Raw genomic sequence first — 17,295 nt, forward strand, 5'->3', positions numbered from 1 at the left:
ACCCCAACACCAACACCAACACCAACACCAACACCAACACCAACACCAACACCAACACCAACACCAACACCAACACCAACACCAACACCAACACCAACACCAACACCAACACCAACACCTGCACCTGCACCTGCACCTGCACCTGCACCTGCACCTGCACCAACACCGGCACCAACACCTGCACCTGCACCAACACCTGCACCTGCACCAACACCTGCCCCAGCCCCGACTCCGACTCCGACTCCGACTCCGGCACCGAGACCTGCAGCACCGGCACCGAGACCAGCAGCACCAGTAGCACCAGTAGCACCAGCAGCACCAGCAGCACCAGCAGCACCAGCAGCACCAGCAGCACCAGCAGCACCAGCAGCACCAGCAGCTCTAGTCGTCCGTCCATCACCCTTCACGATCGCCGCCGCTGCAGCAGCACCAGTTGCGCCGGTGCTGGGCCAGCAGATCCAGCAGCCGTCCAGCAAGGATATGGCTGAGGTCGCCGCTACGCTGGCCCGGTTGCCGGATGCTGTCAGCGTGCAACGTGCTGCCAGCCAGACCTTGCCCAGCAACGTCGGTGCCGGTGCCATTCGTGGCACCATGGCGTCGGTGAATCGCGTCATCGCCGCCCGCGTCGAGACTGGCAGGGCCGGTGGCGTCGGTGTGGGCAGCGGGCTGTCCTCAGGTGAAGCGGGCGGTGATCGTCAGGTCTGGCTCATGCCCTTCGAATCGCGCACCAACCAGGGTGACCGCAACGGCGAATCCGGCTTCAGCGCCAGTACCTGGGGCATGGCGACCGGCGCCGAGATGGACCTGGGACGCGGACGCGTCGGCCTCTCTTACGCCTATGCCAGCACCAAGGCCAACGGGAATACGGCCCTCACCGGTACCGGCAGCCGCAGCCGCCTCGAGTCCAACATGGTGGCCCTCTACGGTAGTGTCCCGCTGGGCGAGCTGTCGCTGGCCTGGCAGGCGGATGTGGGCCGTAACGGCAACCGACTGTCGCGCGAGATGCGGTTCGGTGGCCTGAATCGTACTGCCAGCAGCCGCTACCACACCTGGGATGCGCATCTGGGTACCAGCGCTTCATTCACTCTGCCCTTGAGTGAAGTGATGAGCCTGGTGCCTTCCCTGCAGATCGACTACACCCGTCTGCAGAGCCCGTCCTACACCGAGAGCGGGGCAGGGGACCTGAACCTGTCGGTGCAGGGCAAGAGCAGCGAAGCGCTGTTGCTCGGCACCGGTGCACGGCTGAACTATGTGTTGACGCCGTCGTCGCAGATCAGCGGCCACCTCGGTGTCAGTTACGATGTCATCAACGGCCGTGACGAGCTGGTGGCCACCTATGCAGGTGCACCGGGTCAGGCCTTCACCACGCCAGGACCGTCGCATTCGCCCTGGCTGTTGAAGGCCGGTGTGAGCTATGGCTTCAAGCTGCCGAAGATGACGGACATCTCTTTGCGTTTCGATGCCGAAGGCCGCAGCGGCTTCATCAACCAGTCGGCGGCGGTCAAGGCGCGCTGGCGCTTCTGATCCATCCGTTGATGCGCTGACACGCTGAAACCCTGAAGTCCCTATGCGGCCGCTCTTGTAGCGGCCGCATAGCGTTTACGGGTTTTTGTGTCGCGTCTGGGAGAGGATCGTCGTTTGGCGAGAGGCAGGTGGCATGCGCTCACAAATCCTTGCTCAGCTCGGCCACCAGGTAGTCCAGGAAGATTTCCACGCTGCGTGGCAAGGTCCGGCCGGCCAGTGTCTGCACTTCGACGAAGCGCCCATCGGCAGGGCAGTCGCGGATGGGGCGCATGGTCAGCTCACCACGTGCGATGCGGTAACGCACGGTGACGTCGCCCGTGATGGAGAGGGCATCGTTGTCCAGCACATAGTTGTGCAGGGCCTGGATGTAGTTGCTGGTCATCACCGGTTCGATGACCACCTGTTGCCGGCTGCAGGCGATGTCGAAGAGCTGGCGCAGCGTCGTGGTGGGGTCGGGCAGGGCCATCGGGTAGGGCTTCAGCTGCCCCAGCGACAGATGACGGAAGCGCGCCAGTGGATGGTCGTTGCGCATCACCAGGCCGATCGGCCCCGGCTGCCGGTGTACCACCTTGATTTCCGGTTCGGGCAGGCGCGCAAAGGTCAGCCCGATATCGGCATTGCCTTCGCGCACCTGGCGCGAGACCACGGCCGGCGCCCCGACGAACAGCTGGAACACGAAACCCGGATACTTTTCCTGGAAGGCATTGATCAGGCGCGGCAGGAAGTCGATGGCAAAGCCCTCCGAGGCCGACAGTCGGACCCGGCCACTGCGCAATCCCTTCAGCGCCTGCAGGTCGGCCACCACGCGGTCGGCCTCCAGCGCCATCTTGCGCGCATGGGCGGCCAGCATCTCGCCACCGGCCGAGAGCACCATGCCGCGTGGACGCCGTTCGAACAGCACCGTGTCCAGCATTTCCTCCAGGCTGCTGATCTGGCGGCTGATGGCCGAGCTGGCCACATTGAGCCGCTGCGAGGCCTCGCTGATGGAGCCACAGCGGACCACTTCCAGGAAGTAACGCAGGGCGGTGTCCTGCAGATGCTGCGATTTCATCATTGACCTCGTTCCATGCGGCTAAGCCTTGGTTGAATCCATTCCTGACCGGTACTACCCCCTATTACGCTCCCGCGCAGATAAAAGAGCAGTGCTTTATTTGGTGCGAACCTCACGCCTTTGGTGCAGTGCCTTCCGCCTTTGACTGCACTGCCATGCTGCACCTGCGCCAAGGGCCGCGACCCAGTAGCGATGCGGCTTCGGCTGGGTATGTACATTGTGGTGCACAAATTTTGCGTTGCTGTTCTGCGAACGCAGGCTTAGAAATTTGATGATTGTGGCATCGATAAATCGTAGCCTAGTATGGCCCTCGACGTCGCTGTTTTTTCACAATTCTCTTATTCGAATGAAGGGGCTGGAATGAACGCACTACAGAAATCCATCATGGGCTGGTCACGATGTGCAGTGTTGGTGGCAGGGGCAATGAGCGCCGCGGCGGCCCATGCCAACAAGGCCAACGACACCCTGGTCTATGCTTCGGACAGCGAAGTCGAGAACATCAGCCAGTATCACAACAACCTGCGGGAAGGCGTGATCCTGGCCCACCTCATCTGGGACACGCTGGTCTATCGCGATCCCAAGACCAACGAGTACAAGCCGCAACTGGCCACCGCCTGGAAGTGGGAGTCACCCACCGCGCTGGTGCTGGATCTGCGCCAGGGCGTGCAATTCCAGAACGGCGACAAGTTCACCGCGGACGATGTGGTGTTCACCTTCAACTATGTGGTCTCGCCGGAATCGAAGGCGGTCACGCGCCAGAACACCGACTGGATCAAGAGCGTCGACAAGCTCTCCGACTACAAGGTGCGCATCAACCTGAAAGGACCGTTCCCGGCGGCGCTGGAATATCTGGCCGGCCCGCTGCCGATCTATCCCGCCGCCTACTTCAAGAAGGTGGGTCTGGAGGGCTTTTCCAAGGCGCCCATCGGCACCGGTCCCTACAAGGTCGCCAGTGTCACCCCCGGGCAGGGCGTGACCCTGGTCAAGAACACCTCGTATTTCAAGGACAGCCCACAGGGCCAGCCTTCGATCGGCAATATCAAGTTCGTGGTGATCCCCGATCCGGAAACCCGCGCCGCGCAACTGATGACCGGGGCCATCGACTGGATCTGGCGCGTTCCGCCGGACCAGGCCGATGCGCTCAAGACCAATCCCAAACTGGCGGTGCAGAGCGGCGAGACCATGCGGGTAGGCTTCATCACCCTCGATACCACCGGCACCTCCGCCCCCAATTCGCCGTTCAAGGATGTGCGCGTGCGCCAGGCGGTCAACCATGCGATCAATCGCAAGGGCTATGCCGAGAACCTGATGCGTGGCGGTAGCCAGCCTGTGTACACGGCCTGCTTCCGCACCCAGTTCGGTTGCGACAGCAATGCCGCCATCAAGTTTGACTACAACCCGACCAAGGCCAAGGAACTGCTGGCGGCGGCCGGCTATCCGAACGGCTTCGACACCGACATCTATGCCTATCGCGAACGCGAAGTGGCCGAGGCCATCATCGGTGACCTGCGCAAGGTCGGCATCCGTGCCCGTCTGCACTACATGAAGTTCGCTGCATTGCAGACCGAGTACCGCAGCGGCAAGACACCGATGAGTTTCTACTCCTGGGGCTCGTTCTCGATGAACGATACCTCGGCCTTCGCCGGGGTCTACTTCAAGGGCGGCGCCGATGACATCACCAAGGACCCGCAACTGCAGCAGTACCTGCAGACGGCCGATACCTCGATCGATCCGGCGGTGCGCAAGGCCAACTATACGAAGGCGCAGGAGCTGATTTCCAAGCAGGCCTACGTGGCGCCGATGTTCTCCTATTCGACCTTCTACGCCTACAACGCCCAGCTCAATTTCCAGGGGTATCCCGACGAGCTGCCGCGTTTCTACGAGGCTTCCTGGAAGTAAGCGCGGACGGACGGGGTAGCCCGTCCACCGCGCTGCCCAGCCTGCTGCTTCACGCCTCTCCCAAGGAAGGGTCGCCATGTTGATCTACATCCTGCGCCGCCTGGCCATCGCCCTGTGCGTGGCGCTGACGGTGTCCATCGTCAGTTTCACCCTGCTGCACATGTCGGGCGACCTGGCCGTTTCCATCGCCGGGCCGGAAGCCACTGCAGCTCAGGTCGAATCGGTACGCACCCAGTTCGGTCTGGACCGTCCGCTCACCACGCAATACGTGGACTGGCTGGGGCGCGCCGTGCAGCTGGATTTCGGCAATTCGTTCTACTTCCAGGGTCCGGTCATGGAGATGGTCGCCGAACGCCTGCCGATCACCTTCAAGCTGGGCGGCAGCGCCTTGCTGCTGGCCATCCTGACGGCCATTCCGCTGGGCGTGCTGGCGGCCATCTATCGCGATACCTGGCTGGATCGCGTGGCGCTGATGATTGCCGTGATCGGGCAGGCCATGCCCAGCTTCTGGTTCGGGCTGACACTGATCCTGATCTTCGCCGTCACGCTGCACTGGCTGCCGGTGGCCGGCAACGAGAGCTGGCAGCACTTCGTCCTGCCGGCGGTGGCGCTGGGTTACTACGCCATGCCGGCGATGATGCGCCTGACGCGCTCGGGCATGCTGGAGGTGCTGGGTTCGGACTACATCCGCACCGCCCGCGCCAAGGGCCTGTCCAAGTCGCGGGTGGTGTTCAAGCATGCGCTGCGCAATGCGGTCATCCCGGTGGTGGCGCTGGCGGCGGTGGAGTTGGGTTTCATGCTGGGCGGCTCGGTGGTGATCGAGTCGGTCTATTCCATGCAGGGCCTGGGCCAGCTGGCCTGGGACGCCATCTCCCGCAATGACTATCCGGTCGTGCAGGCGGTGGTGCTGATCATCGCCATGTTCTACATCGGCCTGACCTTCCTGGCCGATGTCATCAATGCGCTGCTCGATCCGCGCATCCGTACCCGTTGAGCCCATGGGAGCCGACATGACCGCCACTTCCAGCACGACCGCCACCATGCCTTCCACCGCATCCACCCCCTTGTTGCAGGCTGCATTGCCGCCGCTGCCGGCCTGGCGTCGCAAGCTGCGCCGCCTGCTCGGTCATCGCGGCCTGATGCTGGGTACCGCCATCCTGGCCGTGATCGTGCTGGCGGCGATCTTCGCGTCCCTGCTGGCACCGCATGATCCCTTCGACCAGGATGTGACGGCGCGCCTGATCCCGCCGGTGTGGCAGGCCCAGGGCAGCTGGGAGCATATCCTCGGCACCGACAAGCTGGGTCGCGACTATCTCTCGCGCCTGATCTACGGTGCCCGCGTATCGCTGACCATCGGCATCGCCGCCGCGCTGATCTCGGGCCTGATCGGCACCACCCTGGGGGTGCTGGCCGGTTACTTCGGTGGCCGTACCGATGCCGTCATCAGCTACCTCATCACCACCCGCCTGGCCATGCCGGTGGTGCTGGTGGCCCTGGCGATGGCCTCGCTGGTGGGGGGCTCGCTGAAGGTGGTGATCATCCTGCTGGGCCTGCTGCTGTGGGACCGTTTCGCAGTGGTCACGCGCTCGGCCACGCAGCAACTGCGGGACGCCGAATTCATCGCCGCCGCCAAGGCCATTGGCGCCTCCACGCCCTACATCCTGCTGCGCGAAATCCTGCCCAACATCATGGGCGCGCTGATCGTGGTAGCCACGCTGGAAATGGCCCACGCGATCCTGCTGGAGGCCACGCTGTCCTTCCTCGGTCTGGGCGTGCAACCGCCAACGCCGTCCTGGGGGCTGATGGTGGCCGAGGGCAAGTCCTACATGTTCTTCAAGCCGTGGGTGATCGTCATCCCGGGCGTGGCGCTGGCCCTGCTGGTGCTGGCCATCAATCTGGTCGGCGACGGCATGCGCGATGTCAACGCGCCTGACGGCCGCAACTGAACCCCCACCGGGAGCACACCATGAGCGTATTGCTGGACGTGAAGAATCTGAAGGTGGACCTGCCCACCGAGCGCGGCACGCTGCACGCCGTACGCGGCATCGATTTCCAGGTGCGCCGGGGCGAGATGCTGTGCCTGGTCGGCGAATCCGGCTGCGGCAAGTCCATGACCTCGCTGGCCCTGATGGGGCTGCTGCCGCGCAAGGCGCAGTGCAGCGCCGACCATATCCGCTTCGACGGTATGGAACTCAACGGCATGAGCGAGAAGCAGTTGCGGCAGTTGCGCGGCAAGCGCATGTCCATGATCTTCCAGGAGCCGATGACCTCGCTCAACCCGGCCTACACGCTGGGCAACCAGCTGTGCGAGGCGATGTTGCAGCAGCCCGGCGTGACGCGCGCCGAGGCCCGTGAGCGCGCCCTGTACCTGTTGCACCGCACCGGTATCACCAATGCCGAGGACCGCCTGCGCCAGTATCCGCACCAGCTCTCCGGCGGGCTGCGGCAGCGGGTGATGATCGCCATGTCGCTGATGTGCAATCCCGATCTGATCATCGCCGATGAACCGACCACGGCGCTGGACGTGACCATCCAGGCCCAGATCCTGCGCATGATCCGCGAGCTGCAGCAGGAGTTCGGCACGGCCGTCATCTTCATCACCCACGACCTGGGCGTGGTCTCGCGCATCGCCGACCGGGTGGCGGTGATGTACGCCGGGCAGGTGGTGGAGACCACCGACGTCGGCTCGCTGTTTGCCCAGCCGCGTCATCCCTATACACGGGGCCTGCTCAATTGCATCCCGGTGCGCGGCAAGACGCCACCGGGCAGCCGCCTGCAGGCCATTCCTGGCGTGGTGCCCAGCCTGGTCGGACAGGTCAGCGGCTGCGCCTTCCGCAATCGCTGCGCGCTGGCCGACAGTGTCTGCGAAAGTGATCCGCCGATGGTGCAGCAGGGCAGTGCGGCCGCACCGCATGCGGCACGCTGCCACAAGCTCGATGTACCGGTATTTCCCGCATCCGCCATGGAGGTGGCAGCATGAACCAGACCACACGCCAGTCCATCCCGCTGGACGACATCGCCCTGGAGCTGTGCGCGCTGTCCAAGGTCTATCCCTTGAAGCGCGGCCTGTTCCAGCCGCCGGGGCAACTCAAGGCGGTCAACGATGTGTCGCTGCGCCTGTATCGCGGCGAGACGCTGGGCCTGGTCGGTGAGTCCGGCTGCGGCAAGAGCACCCTGGCCAAGATGCTGCTGGGCCTGCTGGCACCGACCTCGGGCAACGTGCTCATCAACGGCCAGGAAGTCGATCCGACCCAGCGCAAGGAACATGCGCGGCATATCCAGCCCATCTTCCAGGACCCGTATTCCTCGCTCAACCCGCGCAAGACCGTGGGCGAGATCGTCGGCCTGCCGCTCAAGCTGCACGGCATCGGCACCGCTGCCGAACGCGCCCGCAAGGTCAAGGACATCCTCGACCTGGTCGGTATGCCCGAGCGCACCCATGCGCAGTATCCGAACCAGCTCTCCGGCGGCCAGCGCCAGCGCGTGGCGATCGCCCGCGCGTTGATCCTGCGGCCCGACATCCTCATCTGCGACGAGCCCACTTCGGCGCTGGATGTATCGGTGCAGGCACAGATCCTGAACCTGTTGCTGGACCTGAAGGCCGAGTTCGGTCTCACCTATCTTTTCATCAGCCATGACCTGGGCGTGGTGGAACACCTGGTGGACCGGGTAGCCGTGATGAACCAGGGCAGCATCGTCGAATTGCAGAGCCGCGAGCAGATCTTCAGCGATCCGCAGCACCCCTACACCCGCACGCTGCTGGCCTCCGCGCTCACGCCCGAGCCTGGTCGCGGCATCCCGGTACTGGCCGCAGCGGCGTGAGCACGCATCCCATGAACCACAACGACCCCTACAGAGGAGCAGCAGCATGAGCAGAGCACAAGCCATCGCCGGCGTGGAAGCCTACTTCGACGACGGCCGTTTCATGGACACGCTCAGGCGTCGCGTGGCCATCCGCACCGAGAGCCAGGAACCGGCCAGCCGTCCCATCCTGTACGACTACCTGCAGCAGGAGATCACGCCCTATCTGCAGACTCTCGGTTTTGGCTGCGAGATTATCGACAATCCGCTGCCCGGCGGCAGTCCCTTCCTGATCGCCGAACGTAGGGAAGAGGACGCTGCCTTCACCCTGCTGACCTATGGTCATGGCGACGTGGTGCGCGGCTATGACAAGCAGTGGCGCAGCGGCCTCTCGCCGTGGGACATCGTGGTCGAGGGCGAGCGCTGGTATGGGCGCGGCATCGCCGACAACAAGGCCCAGCACACCATCAACTTCGCCGCGCTGGAAGAAGTCATGAAGGTGCGTGGCGGCAAGCTGGGCTACAACGTCAAGCTGATCCTGGAGATGGGCGAGGAGACCGGCTCCCCCGGACTGAACGCGGTCTGCCAGCAATATGCCGGGCGTTTGAAAGCCGATCTCTTCATCGCCTCTGACGGCCCCCGCGTGAATGCGCCCACGCCGACCATGTTCCTGGGCTCGCGTGGCGGCTGCAACTTTGACCTGAAGTGCCATCTGCGCGATGGCGGCCATCACTCCGGCAACTGGGGCGGGCTGCTGCGCAACCCCGGCGTGCGGCTGGCCAATGCCATCGCCTGCCTGGTCGACGAGCACGGCTGCATCCGCGTGCCGGCGTTGTTGCCGGACTCGCTACCACCCAGCGTGCGCAAGGCCCTGGCCGATGTCAAACTGGGCGGTGGCCCGACCGACCCGGAGATCGACGAAGACTGGGGCGAGCCGGACCTGACACCGGCCGAGCGGGTGTTTGGCTGGAATACGCTGGAGGTGCTGGCCTTCAAGACCGGCAATCCGGAGGCGCCGGTCAATGCCATCCCGGGCCAGGCCAGCGCGCATTGCCAGATCCGCTTCGTGGTCGGCAGCGACGATGCGCACTTCATCGAGCACATCCGTGCCCATCTGGACGAACATGGTTACGACGACATCGAGGTCACGCTCTCGGGCGTGCAGTTCGCCGCCACCCGGCTCGACCCGGACGACGAATGGGTGCGCTGGGGCCTGGCCTCGATGCAGGAAACCAGCGGCAAGCAGCCCACGCTCCTGCCCAACCTGGGTGGCTCGCTGCCCAACGATGTGTTTTCCGAAACCCTGGGCCTGCCGACCTTGTGGGTGCCGCACTCCTATCCGGCCTGCTCACAGCACGCGCCCAACGAGCATATACTGGCCAGCGTGTCGCGCGAGTCGCTGCAGCTGATGGCTGGCCTGTTCTGGGATCTGGCCGAGCAGGGCCGGCAGGTGCTAGCGCGACGCGCCTCATCACCGGAGAAGACATGAGCCACCCCCACCCGCACAAGCTGTGCGAGGTCGCCGATCTGCACGACCTCCACGACGAAATCACCGGCCTGCGCCGCCATATCCACCAGCATCCCGAGCTCTCCTTCGAGGAAGTCGACACCGCCGCACTGGTAGCGGGGCGGCTGGAGGAATGGGGCTATGCCGTGACCCGCCATATCGGCGGCAACGGTCTGGTGGCGACCCTGCGCGCAGGCAGCAGCGCGCGCAGCATCGGCCTGCGGGCCGACATGGACGCCTTGCCGATCCAGGAAGAGACCGGCCTTGACTGGGCCAGCATCAAGCCGGGCGCCATGCATGCCTGCGGGCATGACGGCCACACCGCCATGCTGCTGGGCGCGGCCAAGCACCTGGCGCGTACCCGCCATTTCGATGGCACCCTGAACCTGATCTTCCAGCCGGCCGAAGAAGCCGGCTTCGACAGCGGCGCGCAGAAGATGCTGGCCGATGGGCTGTTCGAGCGCTTTCCCTGCGACGCCGTGTTCGGCATCCACAATCATCCGGGCGTGGAGACCGGCACCTTCATGTTCCGCAGCGGCCCCTTCATGGCGGCCTGCGATACGGTCAAGATCCGCATCACCGGTCGCGGCAGCCATGCGGCCCGCCCGCATCTCTCGGTCGATCCGGTGGTGGTGGCCGCCAGCCTGGTGATGGCCTTGCAGACGGTGGTCTCGCGCAATGTCGATCCGATGGAAACCGCGGTGGTCACGGTCGGCAGCCTGCATGCCGGCAAGGCATCCAACGTGATCCCGGAATTCGCCACCATGGAATTGAGCGTGCGCTCCTTCAAGCCGGAAGTGCGCGAGCTGTTGGAGCAACGCATCCGCGCCCTGGTGAGCACGCATGCCGAAAGCTATGGCGCCCAGGCCGGCATCGAGTATCTGCGCGGCTATCCGGTGCTGGTCAACAGCGATGCCGAGACCACCTTTGCCCGCAGCGTGGCCGAGGAACTGGTGGGGCCGGAAAAGGTGATTGCGCCCTTCGGACCGATTGCCGGTAGCGAAGACTTCGCCTACTTCCTGCAACAGCGGCCGGGTTGCTTCCTGCGCGTGGGCAATGGCCAGGGCAAGCCCATGTTGCACAATGCCGGCTACGATTTCAACGACGACAACATCCCGGTCGGCGCTGCCTTCTGGACCCGGCTGGTGGAGCGTTGGATGCCGGTCAAGCCAGGCTGAGGCCGGGCCGGTGTGGCTCTGCCGGCATGCATATGCCGTCAGTGCATAAGCGCATGACGAATGCTTCGTTGGCGGTGCCGCCATGCGCGGTTACAGTGAGCCGGTCTCCTCAGACGTCCTGGACTTGGACAATTCGAGCCTGAACCCGCCACGCGCAAGCCTGGCGGGTTTCTTTTTTGGTCTTGCCGGACGGTATCTTTCTCGATGCGCCTGTGTCGCGTGACGTGACCCGGGCGTAACTTGCCTGGGATTGCAGCGTGATTGCAGCGTGATTGCAGCGTGATTGCAGCGTGACTCCCCGCCCCCGTGGCCGCGCCGGGCGCCGTCGCAGGCCCAGCGTCCACCTACTGTCGAGCTGGCCCCGGAGTTGTGGTCGTGTCAGGAATTCCCCGATGTTCGCAGTCACGTCGGATGACTACCATGGGAACCAATGAAACGCGGTCTGTGCTCTGGACTCCCGGCATCACAGTGGAGTCATGATTGGCACGCAAGACCTCACCAACGTATCTTGCCAGGAGCCAGTCATGCATTTCGTCACCGAATCCGTACCGGGTGAAATCACCCTGATGTTCATCAGTTATCTGGTGTTCTGCACCGTGTTGATGTACCTGTTCGTCAGGACCGACCGCGAGTGGGGCAGCCTGGAGGTGTCGCTGGACGAACTCATCCAGGACCGCCCGCCGATGGCCAGCACCATGCGCTACGCCGTCGTGGATGGCGATGATCGCTCGATGTTCAACAATGGCCTGACCCGGCCGTCGTTGCAGCATTGCGCCCAGTATCACGACGTGGATTGCACCTGCTTCATGCCGGAGCAGAAGAAACAGGATTGAATGCCTGAGGGCATTTGGAGGGAAGCAGGAAAGTAGGCAAGTGGGGAAGTGGGGAAGTGGGGATGTGGGGATGTAGCAGGTGGGGGAGCAGTGAAGCAGTAGCGTAGTAGCGCCGCAGGGACTAGGGGTAGTTCTTGTGGCAAGGCAATACGGCAGTTTTCCGCAGTAGCAGTGAGCAGCAGGCAGCAGCGAGCATGAGCCAAGGTAGTAGCGCGGTTGCAGTTGTCGTAGCAGTTGCAGTGGTCGGTGTCGTAGCAGTCGACGTGGTTGTAGAAGTGCAAGCCTGATGTTGTACCAGCAGTAGCAGGACAGCAGTAGCAGTACGGCTGTAGCAGTAAGGCTGTAGCAGCAAGGCAGTGGCAGTAAAAATCTCTTGAGGGTGGAACGGCAAGTCGTGCAGCCGCTTTTGTTCCAAAGCGCGCGTCACGCGGCGCAAACGTGCAGGCAGGCGTTTGCGTGAAGCGGCCTAGCGGCTTGCCCGTTCTTTTCCATGAGAAAATAGCGCCCATGCAAAGCTCATCCTCCTCCGCGCAGTCCCTGCGCCCATTGATTCCCCTGGCAGACTACCAACGCATCTTCCGCGTCATCCATTCCGTGCTGCACAGCGTGGAAGCCGATATCCCGGCCGCCAGTTTCTTTTTCAGCGTCACCGCGGCGCAAATCCTCAAGAAGTTCTACAAACGCAATGCCTTCCCGGTCGCCGGCGCGGCCTTCTATCTGATCAGCCAGGACGGTGGTGGCGCCTTGTCCTTCGGCACGCTCGCCGACGACGGCCACACCGTGGCCAGCAACCACGATGCATTCCACGCCTGGGTACAGTGCGACGGCTACGCGATCGACTTCATGGCACCCTTGTTCCAGGAATTGCTGGTCTCAGCCGGCCACCCCTTGCCGGTGCCGCGCCAGATGTTCCAGAAGGACCTCCAGCGCATGAGCGAGAGCGTACAGACGCTGGCGCAGCCGGGCGATTTCCATCTGCTGCCGAACCTGGAACTCACGCGCGAACTGCTGCAGCAGTTCATGGCCAAGAAGGCCCTGACCAATCTCTCGCAACTCTGTCTGGAATGGTTCCGCAAGCCGCCCAAGGCGATGCCGGCGGACCTGGCATTGCAGGGTGCTGATGGCGAAATCTCGCGCATCCAGCTGCAAGCCACGCGCATCGACGGCGTCTGGTAAGACGGTTGGTTTTCTGTTGCAGGGAATGGGGAGGAGGCGCAGGCCTCCGAGGGGAGGGTGTGCTGGACAAGCGTCCAACACACCGTACGATCATGCATATCGGTTGCATGTACCGCACTAGGGTTCCTATCTTAGGTTGCTGATGTGACGTCCTGATGACAGTGCGTGATGTCGGCGGACGCCTCTTTTTTCCTTTTCCTTCACTTTTCCCAAGTGTCATGCCACGGTAATACGTCGCCGATAGACTTCGGCCTGTCTCCTCTGTACCTGTGCAGATGTTTTGCCTGCGATGCGAGCGCATCGCAGGCTTTTTTCCGCCGTGCAGCCGGATTCCCTTGCTTGATGCTTCACGCCCAGGCCGGACAGTGGCGTGGTAACCCGGCAGTACGCACACGTGTTGGAAGCCGCGGTCCTCCCTTCCCGTCGGGCGCTAGCCCGTCGGTGCGCGGCGCGGGGTGCGTCGACTCCTTTGCGCGGCAGCCCTCCACGGGCTGCCCATCTATTGTCCTTGTTCCGATTCTCCTTTGCTTTCAATCACTTGCATCGCTTGCTAAGCGCTTGTCCACAGGCTTGCCACCAAAAGATGTGGATATCCGCCGGGCGCAACGCTGAGAGGGCATATTGATTCGGTTGTGATCGAATCGATAAAATCCTTTGAAATCAATGGATTGGCCTCCTTGTCCAGTCCTTGTCCACAGGCTTGCCACCAAAATACGGGGATATCTCGCCCAAAGGCAGGCGCCATCTGGCCTGGCGGCCGATGGGTCGACCCTGCCACAGGATGTATCTACAGTGAAAAATCCTTGTAAATCAACGACTTGATCGGGTTGCCAAGGTATTGTCCACAGGCTTGCTCCCAAAAAATGTGGATATCCGTCAAATACAGGCGATAAAGTGTTTCCGGGCAGGAGGCCAGCGTCTGCGAGAGGGGATTTAGAGTGCTTTTCCGGACTTTGCCGCTGTTTGTTGCACCATTGAAAAGTTGTTTGAAATCAATCGCTTGAGCGGCTTGTCAAGACCTTCTCCACAGGCTTGCCACCAGAAAATGGGGATAGCGGCGCGCGGTCGGCAGGGCAAGGGGGGGCGATGCCTGCTTGCCCATTTCTTGCCACTGCTTGCACCGTTGGAGGAAAGCTCTTTGGAATCAATGGCTTGGGTGGCTTGCCCAAGGTTTCTCCACAGGCTTGCACCCAAAAATTGTGGATATCCCTCCGACCGGGCAGACAGAAAACACTTGGGTGAAGTCGGCGGCCTGCCAGCCTGCGCCTTGCGCGAGACGGCAGCGATTTGGAAAAATACTGTGAAATCAAGGGGTTGGATGGCTTGTCAAAGCCTTGTCCACAAGCTTGCCCCCGGAAACTGTGGATAAGGGCCTGCCGGGCGCAGGCCCCGTTTGGGAAGCGGGCGGATTGGGGATAACCTGCCCTCGGGCGGGGGCGGCGTTCAGCCCTTGTCGGGGGCCGTATAGGGTTCGACGCTGATCGCCTTCATGCTATAGCTGGAGGCGCCCATGGAGGAGTCCGAGCGTTCCACCTTGATCACCCCGCTGATCCAGACGGCATCCATGGTGCGCACGTTCTTGACGGCCTTGGCGCTGCGCACGTGGATGATCTGGTTGGCCGGCGGTGGGGGAACGTGGATGCAGGCACCGAAGTAAGGGACCAGCAGGAATTCCTTGAGCGCCTCGCCCTCGCGGTCCAGCGAGACCACGAAGCCGGGCAGGCGTACCGGCTTGCCTTCCATCGAGGCGTCGACCGGCGCTTCCTTCCAGTATTTTTTGGCCTTCCACAGGGCCGCGTCGGCGCGCGGATCGTCATCGGTCAACTGGTCCAGCTTCAGGCCCTTGAACGGCGCCATGGGGTCCCAGTCCTTGGGGATCAGGGCTTCCCAGGCGATTTCCTGGTAACCGTCGACCAGCTTGCCCGAGGCCTTGTAGGGCTGGTCGGTGACAGCCGGCGTCTGCTTGAGCTGTTCGCCGATCTCGTATTGGCCGCTGCTGGCATCGGCCACGCCGCTGACCGTGCTGCCGGCGTTGGCGCGGGCGGTGACCGCCGGGACCGCGCCGGCCAGCGGGCCGCCCGGTAATGTACTGGCCGTTGCTGCCGCCGGCGTGGCCACGGCTGCCTGGTCGGCATGGCCCAGCAGGCGCACGCCAGTACCGATCAGGAGGCCGGCGGCGACGATGCCGCCCATCCAGTAAAGAGTCTTCATGTCGCTACATCCAGATCAGATTTTTGGGGTCAGGCCGTCCGACAGGCTCAGGCGATAGGCCCGCAAGCCTGGCAGCAGGCTGGCCAGCAGGCCGGCCAGCACGGTCCAGAGCAACAATTGTAATTCTCCCGGCCCCGGCCATGACGGCTGCAGCAGGATGCCGAAGTGGTCCGCCAGCAGCGGCCCCAGCGCCCACACCAGCACACTCAGCAGGAGCAGACCGGCCAGCACGCCGGCCAGCATCACGCCCAGGCCTTCCACACACAGCAGCAGGAACACATCCAGCGGGCGCGCGCCCACCGAGCGCAGGATCGCCAGTTCGCGCCGCCGTTCGCCCAGGCTGGCCAGGATCGCCGCCACCAGGCCGGCCAGTCCGACCACCATCACCATGCCCGAGACCACCAGCAAGGCGTTTTCGCCAATGCCCACGACATCCCACAACTGGTCCAGCGCCACGCCCGGCAGGACCGCCATCAGGGGCTCCCTGAAGCCATCGCCGTCGGCAATGTCACGCTGCAGGGCGAACACCCGGGCGCGGCTCTTCAGGCCCACCAGCACGGCGGTGATGCTGGTGGGGGTGAGGTCGAATTTCTTGACGAATTCGGCCGGGATGTGCAGCCCCGGCATGGGCGCGCCGCCTTCCCAGTCGAGGTGGATGGCCTGCATGCCGTCCAGCCCGATATGCACCGTGCGGTCCACCGGCGTGCCGGTGCGCGCCAGGATGCCGACCACCTTGAACGGCTTGTCCGCATGCTGGGTCAGGCTGCGGCCGCCGACACTGCCCATGCCATGCGACAGGATGATCACATCGCCCAGCTGGTAGTGAAGCTTCTCGGCGACCTCGGCGCCCAGCACGGCATCGAAGACGCCGCTGAAAGGCTGGCCCTGGGCCAGCTTCAGGGGCAAGCCGCTGCCGTAGCGGAAATGTCTGAAGTAGTCGCCATTGGTGGCCAGCACCGGGAAGCCACGGTGCGAGTCTCCCAGCGAGATCGGAATGGTCCAGGCCACGGCCGGATTGCGCGCCAGCGTGAGCGCGCTGTCCCAACCCATGTTGTTGGTGGCTCCGCCGATGCGGAAGATGGCATACAGCATCAACTGGATCGGGCTGGTACGGGCACCCACCACCAGGTCGGTGCCGGACACCGATTGCGAGAATCCGGCCCGCACCTCATGGCGCACCCGTTCGATGCCCAGCAGCATGGTGGTGGACAGGGCAATGGCCAGCAGCATCAGACCCAGTGTGAAACGGCGGTTCCAGGCGCTGTGCGCGGCCAGGCGCAGTAGCAGCTTCATGCGGCCTCCTCGGGACGGGCGGCGTGATTGATCTGTTCCAGCGCGATGCGGCGGTCGAAGCGCTCGGCCAGGCGCTGGTCGTGGCTGACGAACACCAGTGCCGCGCCGCTCTGCGCGCATTCTCGCTGCAGCAGGTCGAGGAAGGCTTGCTGGCGGTCGCTGTCCAGGGCCGAGGTGGGTTCGTCGGCGACGATGATCTCGGGGCGGCCGATCAGCGAGCGTGCCGCCGCCACCCGTTGTTGCTGGCCGATGGAGAGCTGGGTCACGGGACGGTTCCACAGCGTCGGCGCCAGGTCCAGTGCCGTCAGCAGCGCCTGCGCCACTGCCGTCAGGTCGGCCCCCTGCTGGCGCGCACGTTCCTTGCGGTAGGCCGAGAACTGGCAGGGCAGCAGGACATTGTCGATGATGGAAAGATAGGGCAGCAGGTTGAACTGCTGGAAGATGAACCCGATGTGGTCCACCCGGAAGCGGTCGCGGCGCGCCGCCGAGAGCGTGTGCAGGGGCTGTCCCAGCACATCGATCTGCCCGGCCTGGGGCACGATGATGCCGCCGATGGTCGCCAGCAGGGTGCTCTTGCCGCTGCCACTGGGCCCGCTGACGAAGACATGCTCGCCCGGCGCCACCTGCAGGGATTCCAGCGCCAGGGCCGGCTGATCCTGGCCGGGCCAGGTGAAGCGGAGCGCCCGCATGGCGATGGCGGCGGCCGGGGAAGGAGGAGCAGAAAAATTCATGACCAACCGGAAGGACAGGAAAGGCGACCAGCACGGGACGGATCGCCAAGGATAGCCGCTGCGGCTGTCAGGGGCCTGACGGCGCCGGGCG

At 63.9% G+C, this 17,295-nt stretch carries 15 protein-coding genes; 10 read left to right on the forward strand and 5 right to left on the reverse strand.

The window, feature by feature from the left end:
• Positions 1–397: hypothetical protein (locus tag I5R65_RS13410; protein ID WP_196872187.1), on the reverse strand; the 397-nt coding region annotated here is incomplete at its 3' end.
• Positions 398–480: 83 nt separating this feature from the next.
• Here I5R65_RS13410 and I5R65_RS13415 point away from each other — a divergent pair.
• Entirely contained in the window at positions 481–1,524 is a 1,044-nt protein-coding gene (locus I5R65_RS13415) for an autotransporter domain-containing protein (RefSeq protein ID WP_219341810.1), read from the forward strand.
• 139 nt (positions 1,525–1,663) lie between these two features.
• Here the strand turns inward: I5R65_RS13415 and I5R65_RS13420 are convergent, their stop codons facing one another.
• Positions 1,664–2,575, reverse strand: coding sequence for a LysR family transcriptional regulator (locus I5R65_RS13420; RefSeq protein WP_180668154.1), 912 nt, complete (start codon positions 2,573–2,575; stop codon positions 1,664–1,666).
• Between the two features lie 360 nt (positions 2,576–2,935).
• On the opposite strand from I5R65_RS13420, the gene I5R65_RS13425 reads away from it, so the two are divergent.
• The 9 genes from I5R65_RS13425 (at position 2,936) to I5R65_RS13465 (ending at position 12,969) form a co-directional block, all read left to right on the forward strand.
• The gene (locus I5R65_RS13425; protein WP_180668155.1) at positions 2,936–4,474 is read left to right on the forward strand and encodes an ABC transporter substrate-binding protein; all 1,539 of its coding nucleotides are present in this window, start codon (positions 2,936–2,938) and stop codon (positions 4,472–4,474) included.
• A gap of 76 nt (positions 4,475–4,550) precedes the next feature.
• Positions 4,551–5,468: an ABC transporter permease gene (locus I5R65_RS13430; protein WP_180668156.1), complete on the forward strand. Its 918-nt coding sequence runs from the start codon at positions 4,551–4,553 to the stop codon at positions 5,466–5,468.
• Between the two features lie 16 nt (positions 5,469–5,484).
• Positions 5,485–6,420 carry an ABC transporter permease gene (locus I5R65_RS13435; RefSeq protein ID WP_180668157.1) on the forward strand — a complete coding sequence of 312 codons (936 nt, stop codon included), beginning with the start codon at positions 5,485–5,487 and terminating at the stop codon, positions 6,418–6,420.
• A 20-nt stretch (positions 6,421–6,440) separates the two neighbouring features.
• Positions 6,441–7,454, forward strand: a complete 1,014-nt coding sequence (locus tag I5R65_RS13440) for an ABC transporter ATP-binding protein (protein WP_180668158.1) — start codon at positions 6,441–6,443, stop codon at positions 7,452–7,454.
• Positions 7,451–8,296, forward strand: a complete 846-nt coding sequence (locus I5R65_RS13445) for an ATP-binding cassette domain-containing protein (protein WP_180668159.1) — start codon at positions 7,451–7,453, stop codon at positions 8,294–8,296. The genes I5R65_RS13440 and I5R65_RS13445 overlap by 4 nt, the downstream gene beginning before the upstream one ends.
• A 46-nt stretch (positions 8,297–8,342) precedes the next feature.
• Positions 8,343–9,764, forward strand: coding sequence for a M20 family metallopeptidase (locus tag I5R65_RS13450; RefSeq protein WP_180668160.1), 1,422 nt, complete (start codon positions 8,343–8,345; stop codon positions 9,762–9,764).
• On the forward strand, positions 9,761–10,960 hold the full coding sequence (locus tag I5R65_RS13455) for a M20 aminoacylase family protein (RefSeq protein ID WP_180668161.1): 1,200 nt from the start codon (positions 9,761–9,763) through the stop codon (positions 10,958–10,960). The genes I5R65_RS13450 and I5R65_RS13455 overlap by 4 nt, the downstream gene beginning before the upstream one ends.
• 524 nt (positions 10,961–11,484) lie before the next feature.
• Positions 11,485–11,793 carry a hypothetical protein gene (locus I5R65_RS13460; RefSeq protein WP_180668162.1) on the forward strand — a complete coding sequence of 103 codons (309 nt, stop codon included), beginning with the start codon at positions 11,485–11,487 and terminating at the stop codon, positions 11,791–11,793.
• 507 nt (positions 11,794–12,300) lie between these two features.
• Positions 12,301–12,969: a DUF2026 family protein gene (locus tag I5R65_RS13465; RefSeq protein ID WP_180668163.1), complete on the forward strand. Its 669-nt coding sequence runs from the start codon at positions 12,301–12,303 to the stop codon at positions 12,967–12,969.
• Between the two features lie 1,443 nt (positions 12,970–14,412).
• Here I5R65_RS13465 and I5R65_RS13470 read toward each other — a convergent pair.
• Genes I5R65_RS13470 through I5R65_RS13480 form a run of 3 tightly spaced genes read right to left on the reverse strand, consistent with a single transcriptional unit; the run spans position 14,413 to position 17,204 of the window.
• Entirely contained in the window at positions 14,413–15,180 is a 768-nt protein-coding gene (locus tag I5R65_RS13470; protein ID WP_180668164.1) for a DUF3299 domain-containing protein, read from the reverse strand.
• A gap of 15 nt (positions 15,181–15,195) precedes the next feature.
• The gene (locus I5R65_RS13475) at positions 15,196–16,473 is read right to left on the reverse strand and encodes an FtsX-like permease family protein (protein WP_180668165.1); all 1,278 of its coding nucleotides are present in this window, start codon (positions 16,471–16,473) and stop codon (positions 15,196–15,198) included.
• The gene (locus tag I5R65_RS13480; RefSeq protein ID WP_180668166.1) at positions 16,470–17,204 is read right to left on the reverse strand and encodes an ABC transporter ATP-binding protein; all 735 of its coding nucleotides are present in this window, start codon (positions 17,202–17,204) and stop codon (positions 16,470–16,472) included. The genes I5R65_RS13475 and I5R65_RS13480 overlap by 4 nt, the downstream gene beginning before the upstream one ends.
• Positions 17,205–17,295 lie beyond the last annotated feature (91 nt).

Source organism: Herbaspirillum sp. AP02, from assembly GCF_015767275.1.
GTDB lineage: Bacteria > Pseudomonadota > Gammaproteobacteria > Burkholderiales > Burkholderiaceae_D > Herbaspirillum.

Coding starts and splice junctions, on each gene's coding strand:
- I5R65_RS13415 (WP_219341810.1), top strand. CDS start 481: ATGGCTGAGGTCGCCGCTACGCTGGCCCGGTTGCCGGATGCTGTCAGC.
- I5R65_RS13420 (WP_180668154.1), bottom strand. CDS start 2,575: ATGAAATCGCAGCATCTGCAGGACACCGCCCTGCGTTACTTCCTGGAA.
- I5R65_RS13425 (WP_180668155.1), top strand. CDS start 2,936: ATGAACGCACTACAGAAATCCATCATGGGCTGGTCACGATGTGCAGTG.
- I5R65_RS13430 (WP_180668156.1), top strand. CDS start 4,551: ATGTTGATCTACATCCTGCGCCGCCTGGCCATCGCCCTGTGCGTGGCG.
- I5R65_RS13435 (WP_180668157.1), top strand. CDS start 5,485: ATGACCGCCACTTCCAGCACGACCGCCACCATGCCTTCCACCGCATCC.
- I5R65_RS13440 (WP_180668158.1), top strand. CDS start 6,441: ATGAGCGTATTGCTGGACGTGAAGAATCTGAAGGTGGACCTGCCCACC.
- I5R65_RS13445 (WP_180668159.1), top strand. CDS start 7,451: ATGAACCAGACCACACGCCAGTCCATCCCGCTGGACGACATCGCCCTG.
- I5R65_RS13450 (WP_180668160.1), top strand. CDS start 8,343: ATGAGCAGAGCACAAGCCATCGCCGGCGTGGAAGCCTACTTCGACGAC.
- I5R65_RS13455 (WP_180668161.1), top strand. CDS start 9,761: ATGAGCCACCCCCACCCGCACAAGCTGTGCGAGGTCGCCGATCTGCAC.
- I5R65_RS13460 (WP_180668162.1), top strand. CDS start 11,485: ATGCATTTCGTCACCGAATCCGTACCGGGTGAAATCACCCTGATGTTC.
- I5R65_RS13465 (WP_180668163.1), top strand. CDS start 12,301: ATGCAAAGCTCATCCTCCTCCGCGCAGTCCCTGCGCCCATTGATTCCC.
- I5R65_RS13470 (WP_180668164.1), bottom strand. CDS start 15,180: ATGAAGACTCTTTACTGGATGGGCGGCATCGTCGCCGCCGGCCTCCTG.
- I5R65_RS13475 (WP_180668165.1), bottom strand. CDS start 16,473: ATGAAGCTGCTACTGCGCCTGGCCGCGCACAGCGCCTGGAACCGCCGT.
- I5R65_RS13480 (WP_180668166.1), bottom strand. CDS start 17,204: ATGAATTTTTCTGCTCCTCCTTCCCCGGCCGCCGCCATCGCCATGCGG.